Below are 15,800 nucleotides of genomic sequence, written 5' to 3' on the forward strand. Positions count from 1 at the left end.
CGCTTTCTGTAGAGGAAGGGGCCCCTCCTCACACCCGTGGGCGTTCAGAAGGTGATCGAGGCGGCCGTGTCGGGTAGGCCGGTGGAGAGGCCGACAAAGAGATGTTCGGCGTGATCGTCCGGCAGTCGCGTCGACGAAGTCGCTGAACTCCCGTTCCAGATTAGCGTCTATCTATGTGCCTGTACTTCGTGTCGACAACAACGCCGGTACCGAGCCGGCTGCTGCCTACCGACCGAACGCAATCACGGTCTCGGATCCTCGTGGCGCGGAACCCGTTCGTCCGGCCCGGGTGTTACGACACCCGGGGGCGTTGCCGCATGCTGTGCAGGTGCCGGAGATGACCAGGACCAGCGGCGGTGGACGGGTGGCCCGGGGCGGCGGCCCGATACACCGGATCTACAGCGTGGTTGTCTTCGTCGTACTCGCCTCACTGGACAACGTGGCCATCGGCCTGGTCCCGCCGCTCTACTCGCCGATCAGTGACACGCTGCACGTCAACGTGTCGGCGATCGGGCTGGTCACCGCGGTCAACTTCCTGGTCAGCGCGGTCGCGGCGGTCGGCTGGGCGTACTACGGCGACCGGACCAACCGGAAGCCGCTGCTGATGATCGGCACCCTGCTCTGGGCGGTGGGCACGGCCGGCAGCGCCGCCGCCGGCAACTACCCGGATGTCTTCGGTACGGCCGGCGGCTGGCCCGCGTTCTTCGCCGCGCAGGCGGTGGCGGCGATCGGCCTCGGTGCCGTCGGTTCGGTCGGCTTCTCGGTCGTCACCGACCTCATCTCGCCCCGCCGCCGGGGGCTGGTGATGAGCTTCTGGGGCCTCTCCCAGGGCGTCGGTACGCTCGCCGGCACGCTACTCGGCGGCATCCTCGGCTCGACCGACTGGCGGCTGCCATTCCTCGTGCTCAGCGTCGCGGGGCTGGTCGCCACGGTCGCGTACCTGTTCACGTACGACATCCAGCGCGGGCAGAGCGAACCCGAACTCGCCGGGGCGCTCGCCACCGGGCACGAGTACGACTACCGGATCAGCCGGGCCGACCTGCCGGTGATTGTGGGGCGGCGGACCAACCTCTGGCTGATCCTGCAGGGGCTGACCGCGCAGGCGGCCTTCGGCTCACTGGTCTGGCTGCCGGTGCTGTTCCAGGAGCGGGCCGAGGACCAGGGCCTCTCCACCGCCACCGCCATCATCGTGGGCAGCGTCTTCGCCACCCTGTTCCAACTCGGCGGAGTGCTCTCCATCGTCGGTGGACTCGTCGGCGACGCGCTGCAACGGCGTACGTCCCGGGGCCGGGCGTTGGTCGCGGCCGTCGGCATCCTCGCGGCCGTGCCGTTCTACCTGGTCCTGTTCTTCGTTCCGATCCGGATCGACGTCCCGGACGGCGCCGGCGCGGGTACGGTGATCAGCGCGGTACTCGGCAGTGTGCTGACCGAGCCGACGGTCGGTTTCAGTCTGCTCACCGCGTTGCTCGCGCTCGCCCTGACCTCGGCGAACTCACCGAACTGGTTCGCCCTGATCGCCGACGTCAACCCGCCCGAGCACCGGGGCACGGTCTACAGTCTCGGCAACCTGGTCAACGGGGTCGGTCGGGCTGCCGGCAACGGGCTGGTCGGGGTGGCCTTCCAGGGGTTGCGGACGGCCTTCCCACCGCCGTTGAACTTCGCCGTGGGGTTGGCCGCGTTCCAGCTCTTCTTCATCCCCACCGGGATCATGTACTGGCTGGCGTCCCGTACCTCGCCTCGGGACATCGAGAACGTGCACACGCTGCTGCACCACCGCGCCGACGAGGTCCGCGCCGACGGCGGCTGACGCCCACGGCCTCGGGCTCCCACGGCCTCGGGCGCCCACGGCGGTTAGGAAGGGCCCCTTCCTCTACAAAAAGCGATAACAAGGGGCCCTTCCTTACCCCTCAGGCGTGGTACCAGACGGTGACGTCGGTGGGGACGTGGTCCTCGGGGTCGAGTGGGGCGCTGGAGACCAGGATGGTGACTCCGGCCGGCAGCGACACTGCCTCCGGACCGAAGTTGGTCAGTACGGTCAGCTCCCCGTTGCGGAAGGTGATCACGTCGTCCTGGCTGGTCAGCCAGTAGACACTGCCTCGGCCCAGGCCGTGTTCACGGCGCAGCCGCAGTGCCGTGCGGTACAGCTCGTACGTCGAGCCGGCCACCCCGCGTTGCAGGTCGAGCGCGTACTCGGCGTACACGGCGGGCTGTGGCAGCCAACTCCGGTCGGCGGGGCCGAAGCCGTACGACGGCGCGTTCGACTCCCACGGGATCGGCACCCGGCAGCCGTCCCGGCCCCGACGGGTGTGCCCGCTCCGCTCCCAGGTCGGGTCCTGTCGGGCCTCGTCGGGCATCGTGGTGTGCTCGGGCAGGCCCAGTTCCTCGCCCTGGTAGAGGTAGGCCGAGCCGGGCAGGGCAAGCATCAGCAGGCTGGCGGCGCGGGCGCGGCGCAATCCGAGTGTGCCGTCCGGCTGCGGGTCGTCGGCGCCGATCCCGTTCGGCCGGGTCTGTCCGACCGGCAGGCCGAGCCGGGACGCGTGCCGGATCACGTCGTGGTTGGAGAGCACCCAGGTGGTGGGTGCGTCGACCGCCGACGTCGCCTCCAGCGAACGGGTGATGACCGCGTACTGGGCGGGTGCGGTCCAGGCCGCCTCCAGGTACTCGAAGTTGAACGCCTGGTGCATCTCGTCCGGGCGGACGTACGCGGCCAGCCGCTCGGCGGGCTGCACCCACGCCTCGGCGACCAGGATGCGCTCGCCCGGGTAGCTGTCGAGGACCTCCCGCCAGTCGCGGTAGATGTCGTGCACTCCGTCCTGATCCCACATCGGTGGGCGCGGTCGGTCGGTGCCCTCGCCGGAGAGGGGCTCCTGCGGGTAGCTCCAGTCGGCGAGGTCGGCCTGTTTGATCAGGCCGTGTGCGACGTCGACCCGGAAACCGTCGACCCCCCGGTCGAGCCAGAACCGCAGGATGTCGAGGAACTCGGCGCGTACCTCGGGGCGGTCCCAGTTCAGGTCCGGTTGCCCGGGGTCGAACAGGTGCAGGTACCACTGGCCCGGCTGTCCGTCCGGGGTGGTGACCCGGGTCCAGGCGGGCCCGCCGAAGACGCTCTGCCAGTCGTTCGGCGGTTCCTCGCCGGTCGTGCCCCGGCCGTCGCGGAAGATGTACCGCTGCCGTTCCGCGCTGCCGGGGGCGGCGGCCAGAGCGGCGCCGAACCAGGGGTGGGCGGCCGAGGTGTGGTTCGGCACCAGGTCGACGATGACCCGCAGGCCGCGCGTGTGGGCGGCGCCGATCAGCGCGTCGGCGTCGGCGAGTTGGCCGAAGAGTGGGTCGACGCCGCGGTAGTCGGCGACGTCGTACCCGGCGTCGGCCTGCGGCGACGGGTAGAACGGGGAGAGCCAGATCGCGTCGGCCCCGAGTTCGACGAGGTGGTCGAGGCGGGCGGTGATGCCGGGGAGGTCACCGATGCCGTCGCCGTTGCCGTCGGCGAACGAGCGGGGGTAGATCTGGTAGATGACCGCCTCGCGCCACCACTGCGCGGGTTCCGGCTGGTCGTTCGGGGGAACCGAGGTCTGCGGCAGTTCGGTGATCGAGGACGGAGTCTGCTGGCTGTTCAGGACGTACTCCCCATGGGTGTCGGGCAGGTTGGTACTCGGCAGCCGGCCGGTGGCCGGCATGGTCCGGTGTGTTGCGTCGTTCTGTCTCAGTCTGCCGGTGTTGTAGCTGTTCTGCCCAGAGCTGGGCGGGCGACGGGCTCACCCGCCCAGCCTCGGGCGGGCGACGGGCTCACCCGCCCAGCCTCGGGCGGGCGACGAGCTCACCCGCCCAGCCTCGGGCGCGGGACGGGCTCACCCGCTGCGCGGCGGCCCGGTCGACTCTCGTACGACGAGCTGGGTGGGCAGGACGATCGATGCCGAGGTCGCCCGGGGGCGTCCCGCCAACGGGTCGAGCAGCAGGCCGGCGGCGAGCCGGCCGTGGGCGGCGGCCGGCTGGGCGACTGTGGTCAGCCCGACGGCGGCGGCGAGGTCGTGGTCGTCCAGTCCGATGACGCTGACGTCCTGCGGCACCCGGAGGCCGGCCGAGCGGAGCGTGGACATCGCACCCATCGCCATCTCGTCGCAGGCCGCGAAGATCGCCGTCGGTGGTTCGCCCCGGCCGAGTAGGTCGAGTGTGGCCTGGCTGCCACCGTCGACGGTGAACTGGGCTTCGGCCTCCAGCCGAGGATCGGGGGTCTGTCCGGCGGCGAGCAACGCCTGCTGGTAGCCGAGTCGCCGGTCGATGTGGGTGGTGAAGGAGAGTTCCGCGGAGGCGTCACCGGCCAGGTGCGCGATCCGGCGGTGGCCGAGCGAGAGCAGGTGGGCGGTGGCGGTCCGGGCCGCGCCGACGTCGTCGATCCGGACGCTGGGCCATCCCGGTACGGCAGCGCCGGAGCTGACCGTCACTCCGGGGAGTCGTAGCTGGGCGATGGTGGCCAGCTCGGCTTTGGAGAGCGGGGTGGAGACCAGCATCAACGCGTCGGCCCGTTTCTGCAGGTTGGTGGCGTGGAACAGTTGCCGGCGGTTGCTTTCCTGGTCACCGAGGTTGTAGAGCAGCAGGTCGTACCCGGCTTCGCGCAGGGTCTCCTCCGCCGCGTCGACCACGGTGCCGAAGAACCAGCGGGTGATCTGGGGGACGACCACCGCGATCGTTCCGGTCCGTCCACCGGCGAGTCGGGAGGCGCTGGGCGAGGCGGTGTAACCGAGTTGTTCGGCGGCGGCGAGCACGCGGGCGCGGGTCGCCTCCGACACCGTCGGCAGCCCGCGCAGCGCGCGGGAAACCGTGGCGGTGGAGACCCGCGCCAGTCGTGCGACGTCGTCGATCTTGGTCACGGTGTTACGTGCTCCGCTCAGTCAGGCCGCCACCCTCGCGGCCCCGCGGCCTCCGTCGGGCGCCCCGGGCTCAGCCCTTGACGCTGCCGGCGAGCAGACCACGGACGAAATACCGCTGTAGGGAGAGGAAGACGATCAACGGTACGACGATCGAGACGAACGCTCCCGAGGTGAGCCGCTGCCACTCGCTGCCCCGGGTGCCGGCCATCTCGGCCAGACGTACCGTCATCGGCGCGGTCTCGTCCCCGCCCCCCGCGAAGATCAGCGCGACCAGCAGGTCGTTCCAGACCCAGAGGAACTGGAAGATGCCGAAGGCCGCGATCGCCGGGGTGATCAGCGGTAGCACGATCGTCCGGAAGATCTTCGGATGGGTCGCACCGTCGACCCGCGCTGCCTCCATCAGGTCCCGGGGGAGCTGCGAGACGAAGTTGTGCAGCAGGAAGATGGCGAGTGGTAGGGCGAAACAGGTGTGGGCGAACCAGACCTGGACGAAGCGCTGCTCGTCGGCGAGGTCCCAGGCCGGCATCAGGGTGACGCCGCCGAGGCTCACGCCCTGGGAGAAGAACCTGAGCAGCGGCACCAGCGCCATCTGCAGCGGCACGATCTGGAGTGCGAAGATGCCGATGTAGATCCAGTCCCGGCCGCGGAAGTTGATCCAGGCCAACGCGTACGCGGCCAGCGCGGCGAACGCCAGTGGGAAGAGCACCGACGGAATGGTGATCACCACTGAGTTCACGAAGTAGCTGGCGAGCTGCCCGGAGGAGGACGAGCGACCGAAGAGCACCTGTTGGTAGTTCTCGAAGGTGAACTGCGGGTCGCTGAAGAAGGTCCACCAGCCGGTGGTCTTGATCTGGTCCTCGGGCCGGAAGGAGGAGATGAACAGGCCGAAGGTGGGCAGCGTCCAGACCACCGCGATGACGATCGAGACCACGGTCGCGGTTCGGCTGTTCAGCCGCTTGCGTACCCGGCCGCCGACGGTGGTCGGTTGGTCGGTCGCGGAGGCGGCGGTGCCGGCGCGTACGGGGACGGCGGTGGTCATGTCATACCTCCCGCTGCTTGCGCAGGTTGCGGATCTGGTAGATCACGATCGGGATCACCAGGACGAAGAGGAAGACCGCGAGTGCCGAGCCCTGGCCGGTCTCGCCGTAGCGGAACGCCTGGTTGTACATCTCGCTGGCGATCACGTTGGTGTCGAAGTTGCCGTTGGTGGCGGTCCGGACGATGTCGAAGACCTTGAGTGTGCCGATCGAGATGGTCACCACGACGACGATCAGCGCCGGCCGGATGCTCGGGAGCGTCACCTGCCAGAACATCTGCCACGGGGTGACCCCGTCCAGCCGCGCGGCCTCGACGATGTCGCCCGGGATCGCCTTGATCGCGGCGGAGAGCACCACCATGGCGAAGCCGGCCTGGATCCAGATCAGGATGACGATCAGCAGCAGTGTGTTCAGCGGCGGCTCCTGCAGCCACTGCCGGGGTTCGCCGCCGAACCAGACCACCACCTGGTTGAGCAGACCGATCTGCTCCTGTCCCTCACCCCGGTAGGCGTAGACGAACCGCCAGATGATGCTGGCGCCGACGAACGAGATCGCCATCGGCAGGAAGATCAGTGACTTGGCGACCGCCTCGAACCGGGCCTTGTCCACCATGACGGCGTAGAGCAGGCCGGTGGTGGTGGCCAGCAGCGGCACCAGGATGACCCAGATCAGCGTGTTGACCAGGACGCGGACGATCTCGTCCTGGCTGAACAGCCAGCCGTAGTTGCGCAGCCCGACCCAGGCGTCGCTGCCACCGTCCATGAAGGAGAGCACCACGGTCCGGATCGCCGGGATGACCAGGCCGACCAGGAGCAGCAGCACGGTGGGGAGCAGGAAGAAGAGGCCGAAGAGTCCTTCGGCGCGTTTGGGGCGCCGGGCTCGGACGGCGCCGGCCTGCGGACCACCGCCGGCCGTGACGGCGACCAGCCGGGCCTCACGCCGGCGGGCGAACCAGTTCGGTACGACATCGAGCAGGAGCAGCAGGCCGCCGACCACGACGACGAAAGCCACCAGCCCGTACAGCAGCATGACGAGCTTCGGTGCCTCGTCCGCGAAGTCGAAGTTCATCCGCCCTCCCCGGGGCCACTAGACGAACCGGTGGTCCGGCCCGGGACGCCGGACCGGACCACCGGGTGAACTCATTTCGGCCAGGTGCTCTCGATCTGGTCGAGAGTGGCAGCGGTGTCCTTACCGTTGATCCACTCGATCATGCCCTTCCAGAACGTGCCCGCGCCGACGGCCGCCGGCATCAGGTCCGAGCCGTCGAAGCGGAAGACGGTGTTCGGGTCCTGGAGGATCTCCACGGAGAGCTTGTCGATCGGGTTCGGGACGTTGTTGACGTCCAGGCCCTTGTTCGCGGAGACGTTGTTGCCGAGCTTGGCGCGGCCGTTGGCGTACTCGGCGGAGGCGAGGTAGGTCTGCACCTTCTGCACCTCGGGCCGGTCGGCGAAGGCGACGGCGAACTCGCCACCACCCAGCACCGGCTTGCCCTTCGCCGGGTCGACCGCCGGGAAGTAGAAGGCGTACACGTCGCCGTCCTCGGCCACCTTGGTACCCGCCGGCCAGTTGTTGGCGTAGAACGACGCCTGGCGGTGCAGTGCGCACTTGCCCTGGAGGATCGGCAGGCCGGCTTCCTGGAAGGAGGTGGCCGCGATGCTCTTGACGTCGCCGTAGCCGCCGTTGACGTACTTCGGGTTCTTCAGGATCTTGCCGGCCTCACCGAGCGCGCTGACGACCCGAGGGTCGTTGAACGCGATCCCGTGGGTGGTCCACTGGTCGTAGACCTCCGGCGTGACCGTACGAAGCATCAGGTCTTCGATCCAGTCGGTTGCCGGCCAGCCGGTGGCGTCACCGGACTCGATCCCGGCGCACCACGGCTTCTCGCCGCTGGCGGCGATCTTCTCGCTCAGCGTGAGCAGGTCGGCCCAGGTCGTCGGGACCTGCCAACCCTTTTCCTTGAATGTCTTGGGGGAGTACCAGACGAAGGACTTCACGTTGGAGCCGAGCGGCGCCCCGTAGAAGGTGCCACCGACGGTGGAGTACTTCAGCCAGTCCGGCGAGAAGTTCTTCTCGGCCATCGTCTTGGTCTCGGCCGACGCCGCCTTGAGCTTGCCGGCCGCGGCGAACCGGGCGAGCAGGCCGGGCTGCGGGATGAAGGTGATGTCCGGGGCGTCGCCGCCGTCCACCCGTACCTGCAACTGGGCCTCGAACTCGCCGCTGCCCTCGTAGTCGATCTCGATCCCGGTGCACTTCTCGAACTGCGACCAGGAGTCCTGCAGGATGTCGGCCTCGGCGTCGCGGATCGACGCGTAGATGCTGACCTTCTCGCCGTCACTGCCCTGGTATGCCTCGTAGGCGGCGCACTCCGGGGAGTCCGCGTTGCTGTTGGTGTCGCTGCCACTCGACGAGCAGGCGGTGGCGCTGAAGGTCAGCGCGAGCGCGCTGGCGATCACGAGGGCCTGGCGTGGTCTGGTGAAGACCGCCATGCCGTCCTCCTTCCTTCGCCGGCGGTCGTCGGGGTGTCCCGTCGGTGACGCCGGCCCCGATGGGCGTGCCCATATGTAAGCGCTTGCAGGTGGAGCCGTCCACCCCTCCTGTGGCACGAGCCCGTAACGATTCGGAAACCTGCTCGTTTACCGGCAGCCGTTCCGACGTGGGGCGGGACGATTGCCCCTGTTCCACATAGTGGATCTTGCGTGATTCAGCGATCGAGCGGCCGGAATGTCGTCTGCGGCGGGTACGACAGCCGCCGGGTACGACACCGGGGTCGCCGCACCGGGCCTCCGTCGGGGAGGACGAGAACCCGGTACGACGACCCCGGCGGGTCGAAGGGAACGCTTCGGAACGGGAGGAGAGGAGGGGGAAGGGGGAGGTCTTCCGGGGAGGGGGGAGGGATCGGATCGAGGGGATACGGGATCAAGCCGCTAGTTGAAGATGCTGACCCCGCCCGGGCCCACCAGCAGCCCGATGATGATGAGGACGATGCCCCAGAGCAGTTGCCGCCGGAACAGTGCGAGCACGCCGGAGACCACCAGTACGACTGCGAGAATCCAAAGAATCAGGTCCATGACCGGTCAATACCCGACCCGATTTCCGTGGAAACCTTGGCCCGATCCGCCTCCTCCGAGAGGTGGAACACGCTGTACGCCTGCTTGATCACCGGGTGCGCGACGTTGCGTACGCGTACCCCGCCGGGCGTGGTGCCGCGCTCCGTGCCGTGGTGGGCGTGGCCGTGGATCGCGAGCGCCGTCGGCGCCGAGTCGATGGCCTCACCGAGCAGATAGGAGCCGAGGAAGGGGTAGATCTCCAACGGTTCACCGGCCAGGGTGTCCGGCACCGGCGCGTAGTGGGTCAGCGCCACCCGTACGTCCGCCTCCAGCTCCCGCAGCGCGGTGCCGAGTCGGTCCGCGACCGAGGTGGTGGTCCGGATGAACGCCTTCATCTCCGGCTCACCGAACTCGCTCGCACACCGGCCGGCGAATCCGCCGCCGAAGCCCTTGGCGCCGGCGATGCCGAGCCGATGCTCGCCGCATTTCAGCACCACACCGGTGCCCTCCAGCACGGTGATGCCGGCATCCTCGAGCACCCGTACCACCTGCGGCACCTGGTCGCAGTGGTGGTCGTGGTTGCCCAGCACGGTCACCACCGGCACGTCCAGCCCCCCGAACTCGGTGGCCACGCAGCGCGCCTCGGACTCGGAGCCGTGCCGGGTCAGATCCCCGGCGAGCAGCAGTACGTCGGCGTACTCGGCGATCTGGTCGAGTGCCGGCCGGAACCGGCCGACCACGTCCTCGTCGAGGTGTACGTCGCCGACGGCGGCGATCCGGATCACCATGTCGCCTCCCTCACGGCAGTTCCTCCACCTCGGTCGGGGCCTGCGCGCGGATGAGTCCGATGTCGACCTTCAGGGGCAGGTCCGGGTACGCCTCGGCGACCCGGCGCAGGATCTCCTCGCGTCGCTGCTGGCTCTCCACCTCGCCGTAGAGCACCAGTGACTGGTCCCGGCGGACCACGTTGATGCCCTGTTCGGCGATGTCGGCGTTCTCGGTCAACAGCCGTTGCACGGCTGCTTCCAGGTAGTCGTCGGGCCGCTCGACGGCGACCCGGTCGTGTTCGGTCATGCCAGCACCTCCTTCTCGGCCCGCGTGGCCTCGATGTCGGCTGCCGTGGTCGTGGCCGCCGTGTCGGTCGCGGGTACGACGTCGAGCCGGTTCAGCAGGATCAGGAACGCTTCGGCGTACGGCGAGTGCCCTGTCTCCTCGCGGACCCGTGCCCAGTCGATCTGCTCGCGCAGGGAGCGGGCCAGTGGCAGCCCACGGGCGAAGTCGCAGTAGTGCTGGGAGAAGCTGAGCAGCTTGTGCACCATCAGGCGGGTCGCGGTGAGCACCGGCATGTGGATCGCGTCGACCGGGCGGACCACGGTGTCGGCCAGGGTGTCGTCGGTGACGGGGGTTTCGATCGGGCGGTGGATCAGGTCGACCAGCCGGCCGTCGTCGTAGACCTTGACCAGCCAGTCCTCCGGTGGGCGTTCGGCGACGAAACCCTCCGCCACCAGAACCTCCAGGGCACGTTCGGTGTCTTCCTCCCGGAGCAGGAAGTCGACGTCGTGGTCGCTCGAATGGCCGCCGTGGGCGTATACGGCGAAACTTCCGCCCAGGGCGAAGGGAATCTCGGATTGTTTGAGGACGGCGGCGACCCGCTTGAGGGTGTGCAGCAAGCCCTCGTCCCCGCGGTGATCCATGACAGCTCCCGTGGTGGGTTGTGGCGGGCATCTGGTCGGTTGGGTGCAGATTTGTCGGTACCCCGCACCCTGCTCCTTCACACCTGGGACGGCGCGCCGGTCGAGATCCACCCCGTCCGGCAATGGCCCCATTATTGCCCAAAAGCCGCACGCCTTTTCCGGAAATTCACCCCATACGATTATGAAATGCATCGAGGAGTGCGAACGCCCGGTACCGTTGCTGAGCGTGGCCCCATCTGCGCAGGATCGGCACCGTGAAACGGTCGGCAGGGGGCGACTCCGCGTCGTCGCGCTTGTCGGCATCGATGGCTCAGGTAAGACCACCCAAGCACACCGGCTCGCCGTCGCACTCAACCGGGCGGGTGTGCACTCCACCTACTGGCGCAATGCCGGCGGTCGGCGCTGGTTCGGCCGAGCCGCCCGGCGACTCGGGCGCCCGGACGCCGTGCGGCTGCTCGGCCCCACCGGATTGCTGATCGTCGAATCGATACTGCGCGGGCTGGCGATCGTCCGCGCGCTGCTCCGCTCCGCCGTACGTCGCCGGCTGGCGGTGATGGACCGCTATGCGGTCGACCAGTACGCCAGCGTCCGGGTACACAGCGGCAGCAGCCGCGGAGAACGGCTGGCCCGTTTCTTCTACCGGTTCTTTCCCGAGCCCGAGGTGACCTTCCTGCTCTCGGTCGAGCCGGCCGAGGCGTACCGGCGGATCGGCATCCGGGGCACCGACCACGAGAGCATGGAGTACCTCGTCGCGGCCGACGCCGCCTACCGTTCCCTGCCGGAGTACGCCACCTTCGTGGTGATCGACGCCAACCGTCCTCCGGACGAGGTGACCGCCCAGATCGCCGTCTACCTGCGGCCCTGGCTCACACCGGGGCCGCCGCCGACGGTCAGGTCGCCCGAGCCGTCGCCGGCCCCGGTGCCGGCACCGCCACCGGTGGCGTCCCCGCAGCCTCCGGTGGTGCTGGGCCGGGCCGTCGGCTCGATCGGCTGACCCATCTGTCGGGTTGCGCGCAACGCGTAGCGGTTCTGCTGTCGGCAGACGGGGCTGGCTGATCGAGCCGGGCCGGCAGCAGGATCAGTGGCATGCGCCTTCTCATTCTCGGTGGCACCGTCTTCCTTGGCCGCGCGGTCGCCCGGCTCGCCGTCGCCTCCGGCCACCACGTCACCTGCGCCGCCCGTGGCGTCTCCGGCGAGCCGGTGGCGGGGGCCAGATTCGTCCAGGTGGACCGCGACGCCCCGGGGGATCTGTCCGCTCTGGACGGTGAGCGGTTCGACGCGGTGGTCGACGTGACCCGGCGGCCGAGCCACGCCCGGCACGCGGTGGCCGCCCTGGCCGACCGGGCCGGTCACTGGTCGTACGTCTCCACCTGCTCGGTCTACGCGGACAACGCCACCCCGGGTCAGCGGGCCGCCACGGCGAAGCTCACCGCCCCCGCCCCGGTCGAGGTCGACAACCCGGTCGGGGAGCACGCCGAGTTCTACGGTCCCTGCAAGGTCTCCTGCGAAGACGCGGTACGCGACGGCGTCAGCCCGGAACGGGCCTTCGTCTGCCGGGCCGGCCTGATCGTCGGGCCGGAGGACCCGAGCGACCGGTTCCCGTACTGGGTGGCCCGGTTGGCTCGGGGCGGCGAGGTGCTGGCTCCCGGAACCCCGGACGACCAGGTCCAACTCGTCGACGTCGACGACCTGGCCCAGTGGTTGTTGTACGCGGCCGAGAACGGCCTCGCCGGCACCTTCGACGGGATGAGCGCACCGCTGCCCCGGAGCCGTTTCCTGGCCGAGGTCGCCGCCGGTGTCGGTCGGCCCGACCCGGAGCTGACCTGGGTCGAGCAGGACTTCCTCGTCGCCCGGGACATCCGGCCCTGGACCGGGGAAAGGTCCCTGCCACTCTGGATGCCGTTGCCCGAGTACGGCGGCTTCCTGGCCCGGGACGTGACCGACTCGCTGGCCGCGGGGCTGCGGACCCGGCCGATCGCCCAGACCGCTGCCAGGACGTTGGAGTGGATCCGGACACGCCCCGACGAGGTGAAGGTGGGCGGGTTGCGGCCCGTGCAGGAGGCGGAGGTGTTGCGGGAGTGGGCCGCCCGTCAGTAGCTTTCGCTGGTGGGGAAGATTGCGCAGGTTTACCCAGGTCATGAGCCGGGTGGGCTGATTATCCAGATCGGTGCTCTGCTGCCGTCCCTCTCACCGGCCGAGCAACGGGTGGCCCGGTTCGTCCTGGCCGATCCGGCTGGTGCCGCCCGCCGTACGATCACCGATCTCGCCACCTCGGCCGAGACCTCGGAGGCGACGGTTGTCCGGTTCTGCCGCTCGGTCGGGCTGAGGGGTTACCCGCAACTGCGTATCCGCCTGGCGGCCGAGGCGGCCAGGCGGACAGAACCACCGGACGGACGGGTGGTCACCGGGGACATCCCGCCCGGCGCAGGTCTGGCACAGGTCATCGCGACCGTCGCCTACCACGACGCCCGAACCGTCACGGAGACCGCGGAGCGGCTCGATCCGGTCGTCTGCGAGCAGGTCGTCGCGGCCCTGCAACGGGCCGGCCGGATCGAGGTCCACGGGGCCGGTGCCAGCGGACTCGCCGCCCTGGACTTCCAGCGGAAGCTGCACAGCATCGGCCGGCTGGTCTCCTGTTTCCCGGACGGGCAGACCGCGTTGGCCTCGGCCGCGCTGCTCGGCCGGGGTGACGTCGCGGTGGGGATCTCGCACTCCGGGCAGAGTTCCGCGACCCTGGCCGTGCTGGAGCAGGCCCGGCACCGGGGCGCGACCACCGTCGCCCTGACCAGCCTGCCCCGGTCGCCGATCGCCGGGGTGGCCGATGTCGTACTGCTCACGGCGGGGCGGGAGACCACGTACCGGACGGGCGCGACGGCCAGCCGCCTGGGCCAGTTCACCGTCGTCGACTGCCTGTTCGTCGGGTTGGCGAGCCGCGGCCGGAAACGGGCCGGGCGGGCTCTGGCGGCCGTAGCCGAGGCGCTCGGTACGCGGACCACCGGGATCTGTTGATCAAGGGGACTTTGCGGGCCGGCCGGATTGTTCACCACTCACAGGGGTATTCCCGGACCGTGGTGAACCGACCAGGATCCCGGCGCGTGTTGTTGCAGTGACGAGGATCGCAGCCCAGCGGTGATGCGGATCGCTGCGCGTCGTTATGTCGCGGTGTTGCCATTTAGCAGGCTCAAGAGCTGCGTCACCGATCCGCGAATCAGCGCGGAACCGGGTTTTGGGCGGTGAAACGGGCCTCCTGACAGCAAGCTTCGATCGTGCTCACAGGAACTACTCAGGCATTCGTGACACTTTCGACCCACGAGATGGAATCCCCAACGCGTTTCAACTGTTGTGTAGGTGTCAGCGCCACAGGGCACAGCAGGGGTTACGGGGGAGGGCTGATGAACGTGGGGATGGCAGGTAACCGGGCAACCGGGGCAGACGAGGGGACCGTGAGCGACGTGGAGAAGAGCATCGTGATGCGTACCGACGAGGTTGCCGAGGAGCGCGACCTGGTCGGCGTCTACCTGCACGAAATCTCGCGCACACCGCTGCTCGACGCGGCCAAGGAGGTCGACCTCTCGAAGTCGATCGAGGCGGGCCTCTACGCGGAACACCTGCTCGACACCGAGCAGGTTCCGGCCGGCGTCGGTCGCGAGGAGCTTGAGCGCCTGGTGGTCGAGGGGGAGCGGGCAAAGGACCTGTTCATCCGGGCGAACCTGCGACTGGTGGTCTCGATCGCCCGTCGTTACGTACGCTCCGGGATGCCGATGCTCGACCTGATCCAGGAGGGCAACACCGGCCTCGTGCGGGCGGTGGAGAAGTTCGACTACGAGCGGGGATACAAGTTCTCGACGTACGCCACCTGGTGGATCCGTCAGGCGATCAGCCGGGCGATCGCCCAGCAGGAGCGGACCGTACGGCTCCCCGTGCACCTGGTCGAGGACGTCAACCGGATGCGCAACGTGGCGCGTCAGCTCACCCGTGAGCTGGGCTCCGACCCCGAGCCGGAGCAGATCGCGGCAGCGCTGGGCGTCACCGTGGAGCGCGTGCACGAACTGGTGCGCTGGTCGCAGGACACGGTGTCGTTGGACACCCCGGTCGGCGACGACGGCGACACCAACCTCGGTGACCTGGTCGCCGACAGCGACGCCCCGTCGCCCGAGGAGATCGTGCTGACCGCACTGGAGCGGCAGCGGATCGAAGGGCTGCTCAACCACCTCGACGACCGTTCGGCGGGCATCATGCGGGCCCGGTACGGGCTGGAGGACGGTCGCGAGCACTCGCTCACCGAGGTCGCCTCGCGGTTCTCGCTCTCCCGTGAGCGGATCCGCCAACTGGAGATCCAGGCGCTTGGCCGGCTTCGCGAGCTGGCCCGTGCGGAGGGCCTCCAGGCCGCCTGACCGACAACGCGAGCGGCCGGTGCCCGACAGGGTGCCGGCCGCACGCGTACGGGGGGTCAGTCGCGGAAACTGGCGATCACGTCGCCGACACGCCGCTCCGGCTGGGCGGCACATGCCTCGGTGACCGCGGTCAGCCCGAACGGGCTGTCCAACTCGGGAACGCCCCGCGCCAGTGCGATCGCCTGGAGCGCCCGCATCCGGTCCTCCTTTGGTGCCTGACGGAAATCCGCGCAGGAGGACTGGCTGGTCAGGCCACCACTGTCGTCGAGGTCACCGAGGATGTTCCGGGCGATCAGGCAGACCACCGCCACCACGACCACCACCACCGTCAGCCCGACCAGGAGTGCGCGCCGGGAGAAGCGCCCTCCGGTTCGGGGCGGAGCGGGTGGAGGGGCGGCGGCGGTCTCGGTCGTGGTGCCGGCGGTCGTGGTGCCGGCGGGACTGTTCGTCACGGCGCCGGTGGGCGGGACGGCGGCCACGGCGGCGGTGAGTTCGGCGGCGTACGCCGGGTCCTCCCGGATCGCCGTGGCGAGCAGGCGCCGTACGAGGGAGTCGTTTCGGGGTTGCCGGACGAACGCGGCCAGCGCCTCGGTCTCGCCGAGTTCGTGTAGCCGGGCGGCGACGGTCCGGTGGAGCGAGCGGGCGGCGGAATCCACGCCCGGGGTGTCGGGGCCGGTCGTGCCGACCGCTGGCAGGTGCGGCGTCAGGCGTTCGATCGCCGCACCCGCCAGTGCGTCGGGGGTCTCGGGCGTGGTCACCCGGG

15 protein-coding genes are annotated in these 15,800 nt (G+C 69.6%); 5 read left to right on the plus strand and 10 right to left on the minus strand.

Annotated features, from left to right (window positions below; all coding sequences use genetic code 11):
• The first annotated feature begins 337 nt into the window (after positions 1–337).
• Entirely contained in the window at positions 338–1,807 is a 1,470-nt protein-coding gene (locus ACIBF5_RS28045) for an MFS transporter (RefSeq protein WP_396815885.1), read from the plus strand.
• A 100-nt stretch (positions 1,808–1,907) separates the two neighbouring features.
• Here ACIBF5_RS28045 and ACIBF5_RS28050 read toward each other — a convergent pair whose 3' ends face one another.
• From ACIBF5_RS28050 to ACIBF5_RS28090, 9 genes are all read right to left on the minus strand, one after another.
• The gene (locus ACIBF5_RS28050; protein ID WP_396815887.1) at positions 1,908–3,674 is read right to left on the minus strand and encodes an alpha-amylase family glycosyl hydrolase; all 1,767 of its coding nucleotides are present in this window, start codon (positions 3,672–3,674) and stop codon (positions 1,908–1,910) included.
• A 171-nt stretch (positions 3,675–3,845) separates the two neighbouring features.
• Positions 3,846–4,865: a LacI family DNA-binding transcriptional regulator gene (locus ACIBF5_RS28055; RefSeq protein WP_396815888.1), complete on the minus strand. Its 1,020-nt coding sequence runs from the start codon at positions 4,863–4,865 to the stop codon at positions 3,846–3,848.
• 70 nt (positions 4,866–4,935) lie between these two features.
• Positions 4,936–5,904, minus strand: a complete 969-nt coding sequence (locus ACIBF5_RS28060; protein ID WP_396815889.1) for a carbohydrate ABC transporter permease — start codon at positions 5,902–5,904, stop codon at positions 4,936–4,938.
• A 1-nt stretch (position 5,905) separates the two neighbouring features.
• On the minus strand, positions 5,906–6,970 hold the full coding sequence (locus ACIBF5_RS28065) for a carbohydrate ABC transporter permease (RefSeq protein ID WP_396815890.1): 1,065 nt from the start codon (positions 6,968–6,970) through the stop codon (positions 5,906–5,908).
• Between the two features lie 71 nt (positions 6,971–7,041).
• Positions 7,042–8,388, minus strand: a complete 1,347-nt coding sequence (locus ACIBF5_RS28070) for an ABC transporter substrate-binding protein (RefSeq protein ID WP_396815891.1) — start codon at positions 8,386–8,388, stop codon at positions 7,042–7,044.
• Between the two features lie 438 nt (positions 8,389–8,826).
• On the minus strand, positions 8,827–8,970 hold the full coding sequence (locus tag ACIBF5_RS28075; protein WP_170208550.1) for a GPGG-motif small membrane protein: 144 nt from the start codon (positions 8,968–8,970) through the stop codon (positions 8,827–8,829).
• Positions 8,961–9,737 (minus strand): metallophosphoesterase, encoded by a 777-nt coding sequence (locus ACIBF5_RS28080; RefSeq protein WP_396815892.1) that lies wholly within the window; start codon positions 9,735–9,737, stop codon positions 8,961–8,963. Before ACIBF5_RS28080 ends, ACIBF5_RS28075 begins: the two co-directional genes overlap by 10 nt.
• Before the next feature lie 10 nt (positions 9,738–9,747).
• Entirely contained in the window at positions 9,748–10,023 is a 276-nt protein-coding gene (locus ACIBF5_RS28085) for a hypothetical protein (protein ID WP_396815893.1), read from the minus strand.
• Positions 10,020–10,643: a nucleotidyltransferase family protein gene (locus ACIBF5_RS28090; RefSeq protein ID WP_396815895.1), complete on the minus strand. Its 624-nt coding sequence runs from the start codon at positions 10,641–10,643 to the stop codon at positions 10,020–10,022. Before ACIBF5_RS28090 ends, ACIBF5_RS28085 begins: the two co-directional genes overlap by 4 nt.
• A 217-nt stretch (positions 10,644–10,860) precedes the next feature.
• Between ACIBF5_RS28090 and ACIBF5_RS28095 the strand changes: the two genes are divergently transcribed.
• From ACIBF5_RS28095 to ACIBF5_RS28110, 4 genes are all read left to right on the plus strand, one after another.
• Entirely contained in the window at positions 10,861–11,637 is a 777-nt protein-coding gene (locus tag ACIBF5_RS28095) for a dTMP kinase (RefSeq protein ID WP_396815948.1), read from the plus strand.
• A gap of 92 nt (positions 11,638–11,729) precedes the next feature.
• Entirely contained in the window at positions 11,730–12,740 is a 1,011-nt protein-coding gene (locus tag ACIBF5_RS28100) for an NAD-dependent epimerase/dehydratase family protein (RefSeq protein ID WP_396815896.1), read from the plus strand.
• Positions 12,741–12,749: 9 nt separating this feature from the next.
• Positions 12,750–13,652 (plus strand): MurR/RpiR family transcriptional regulator, encoded by a 903-nt coding sequence (locus ACIBF5_RS28105; protein WP_396815897.1) that lies wholly within the window; start codon positions 12,750–12,752, stop codon positions 13,650–13,652.
• A 395-nt stretch (positions 13,653–14,047) separates the two neighbouring features.
• On the plus strand, positions 14,048–15,037 hold the full coding sequence (locus ACIBF5_RS28110) for an RNA polymerase sigma factor RpoD/SigA (RefSeq protein ID WP_396815949.1): 990 nt from the start codon (positions 14,048–14,050) through the stop codon (positions 15,035–15,037).
• Between the two features lie 56 nt (positions 15,038–15,093).
• Here the strand turns inward: ACIBF5_RS28110 and ACIBF5_RS28115 are convergent, their stop codons facing one another.
• On the minus strand, positions 15,094–15,795 hold the full coding sequence (locus tag ACIBF5_RS28115) for a hypothetical protein (RefSeq protein ID WP_396815898.1): 702 nt from the start codon (positions 15,793–15,795) through the stop codon (positions 15,094–15,096).
• Between the last annotated feature and the right edge of the window lie 5 nt (positions 15,796–15,800).

This window comes from Micromonospora sp. NPDC050417 (genome assembly GCF_044458865.1).
Classification (GTDB): domain Bacteria; phylum Actinomycetota; class Actinomycetes; order Mycobacteriales; family Micromonosporaceae; genus Micromonospora_G.

Excerpts from the sequence above, each read along its gene's own strand:
- ACIBF5_RS28110 (WP_396815949.1), top strand. The coding sequence starts at position 14,048 with ATGGCAGGTAACCGGGCAACCGGGGCAGACGAGGGGACCGTGAGCGAC.
- ACIBF5_RS28075 (WP_170208550.1), bottom strand. The coding sequence starts at position 8,970 with ATGGACCTGATTCTTTGGATTCTCGCAGTCGTACTGGTGGTCTCCGGC.
- ACIBF5_RS28090 (WP_396815895.1), bottom strand. The coding sequence starts at position 10,643 with ATGGATCACCGCGGGGACGAGGGCTTGCTGCACACCCTCAAGCGGGTC.
- ACIBF5_RS28085 (WP_396815893.1), bottom strand. The coding sequence starts at position 10,023 with ATGACCGAACACGACCGGGTCGCCGTCGAGCGGCCCGACGACTACCTG.
- ACIBF5_RS28065 (WP_396815890.1), bottom strand. The coding sequence starts at position 6,970 with ATGAACTTCGACTTCGCGGACGAGGCACCGAAGCTCGTCATGCTGCTG.
- ACIBF5_RS28060 (WP_396815889.1), bottom strand. The coding sequence starts at position 5,904 with ATGACCACCGCCGTCCCCGTACGCGCCGGCACCGCCGCCTCCGCGACC.
- ACIBF5_RS28045 (WP_396815885.1), top strand. The coding sequence starts at position 338 with ATGACCAGGACCAGCGGCGGTGGACGGGTGGCCCGGGGCGGCGGCCCG.
- ACIBF5_RS28100 (WP_396815896.1), top strand. The coding sequence starts at position 11,730 with ATGCGCCTTCTCATTCTCGGTGGCACCGTCTTCCTTGGCCGCGCGGTC.
- ACIBF5_RS28080 (WP_396815892.1), bottom strand. The coding sequence starts at position 9,737 with ATGGTGATCCGGATCGCCGCCGTCGGCGACGTACACCTCGACGAGGAC.
- ACIBF5_RS28050 (WP_396815887.1), bottom strand. The coding sequence starts at position 3,674 with ATGCCGGCCACCGGCCGGCTGCCGAGTACCAACCTGCCCGACACCCAT.
- ACIBF5_RS28070 (WP_396815891.1), bottom strand. The coding sequence starts at position 8,388 with ATGGCGGTCTTCACCAGACCACGCCAGGCCCTCGTGATCGCCAGCGCG.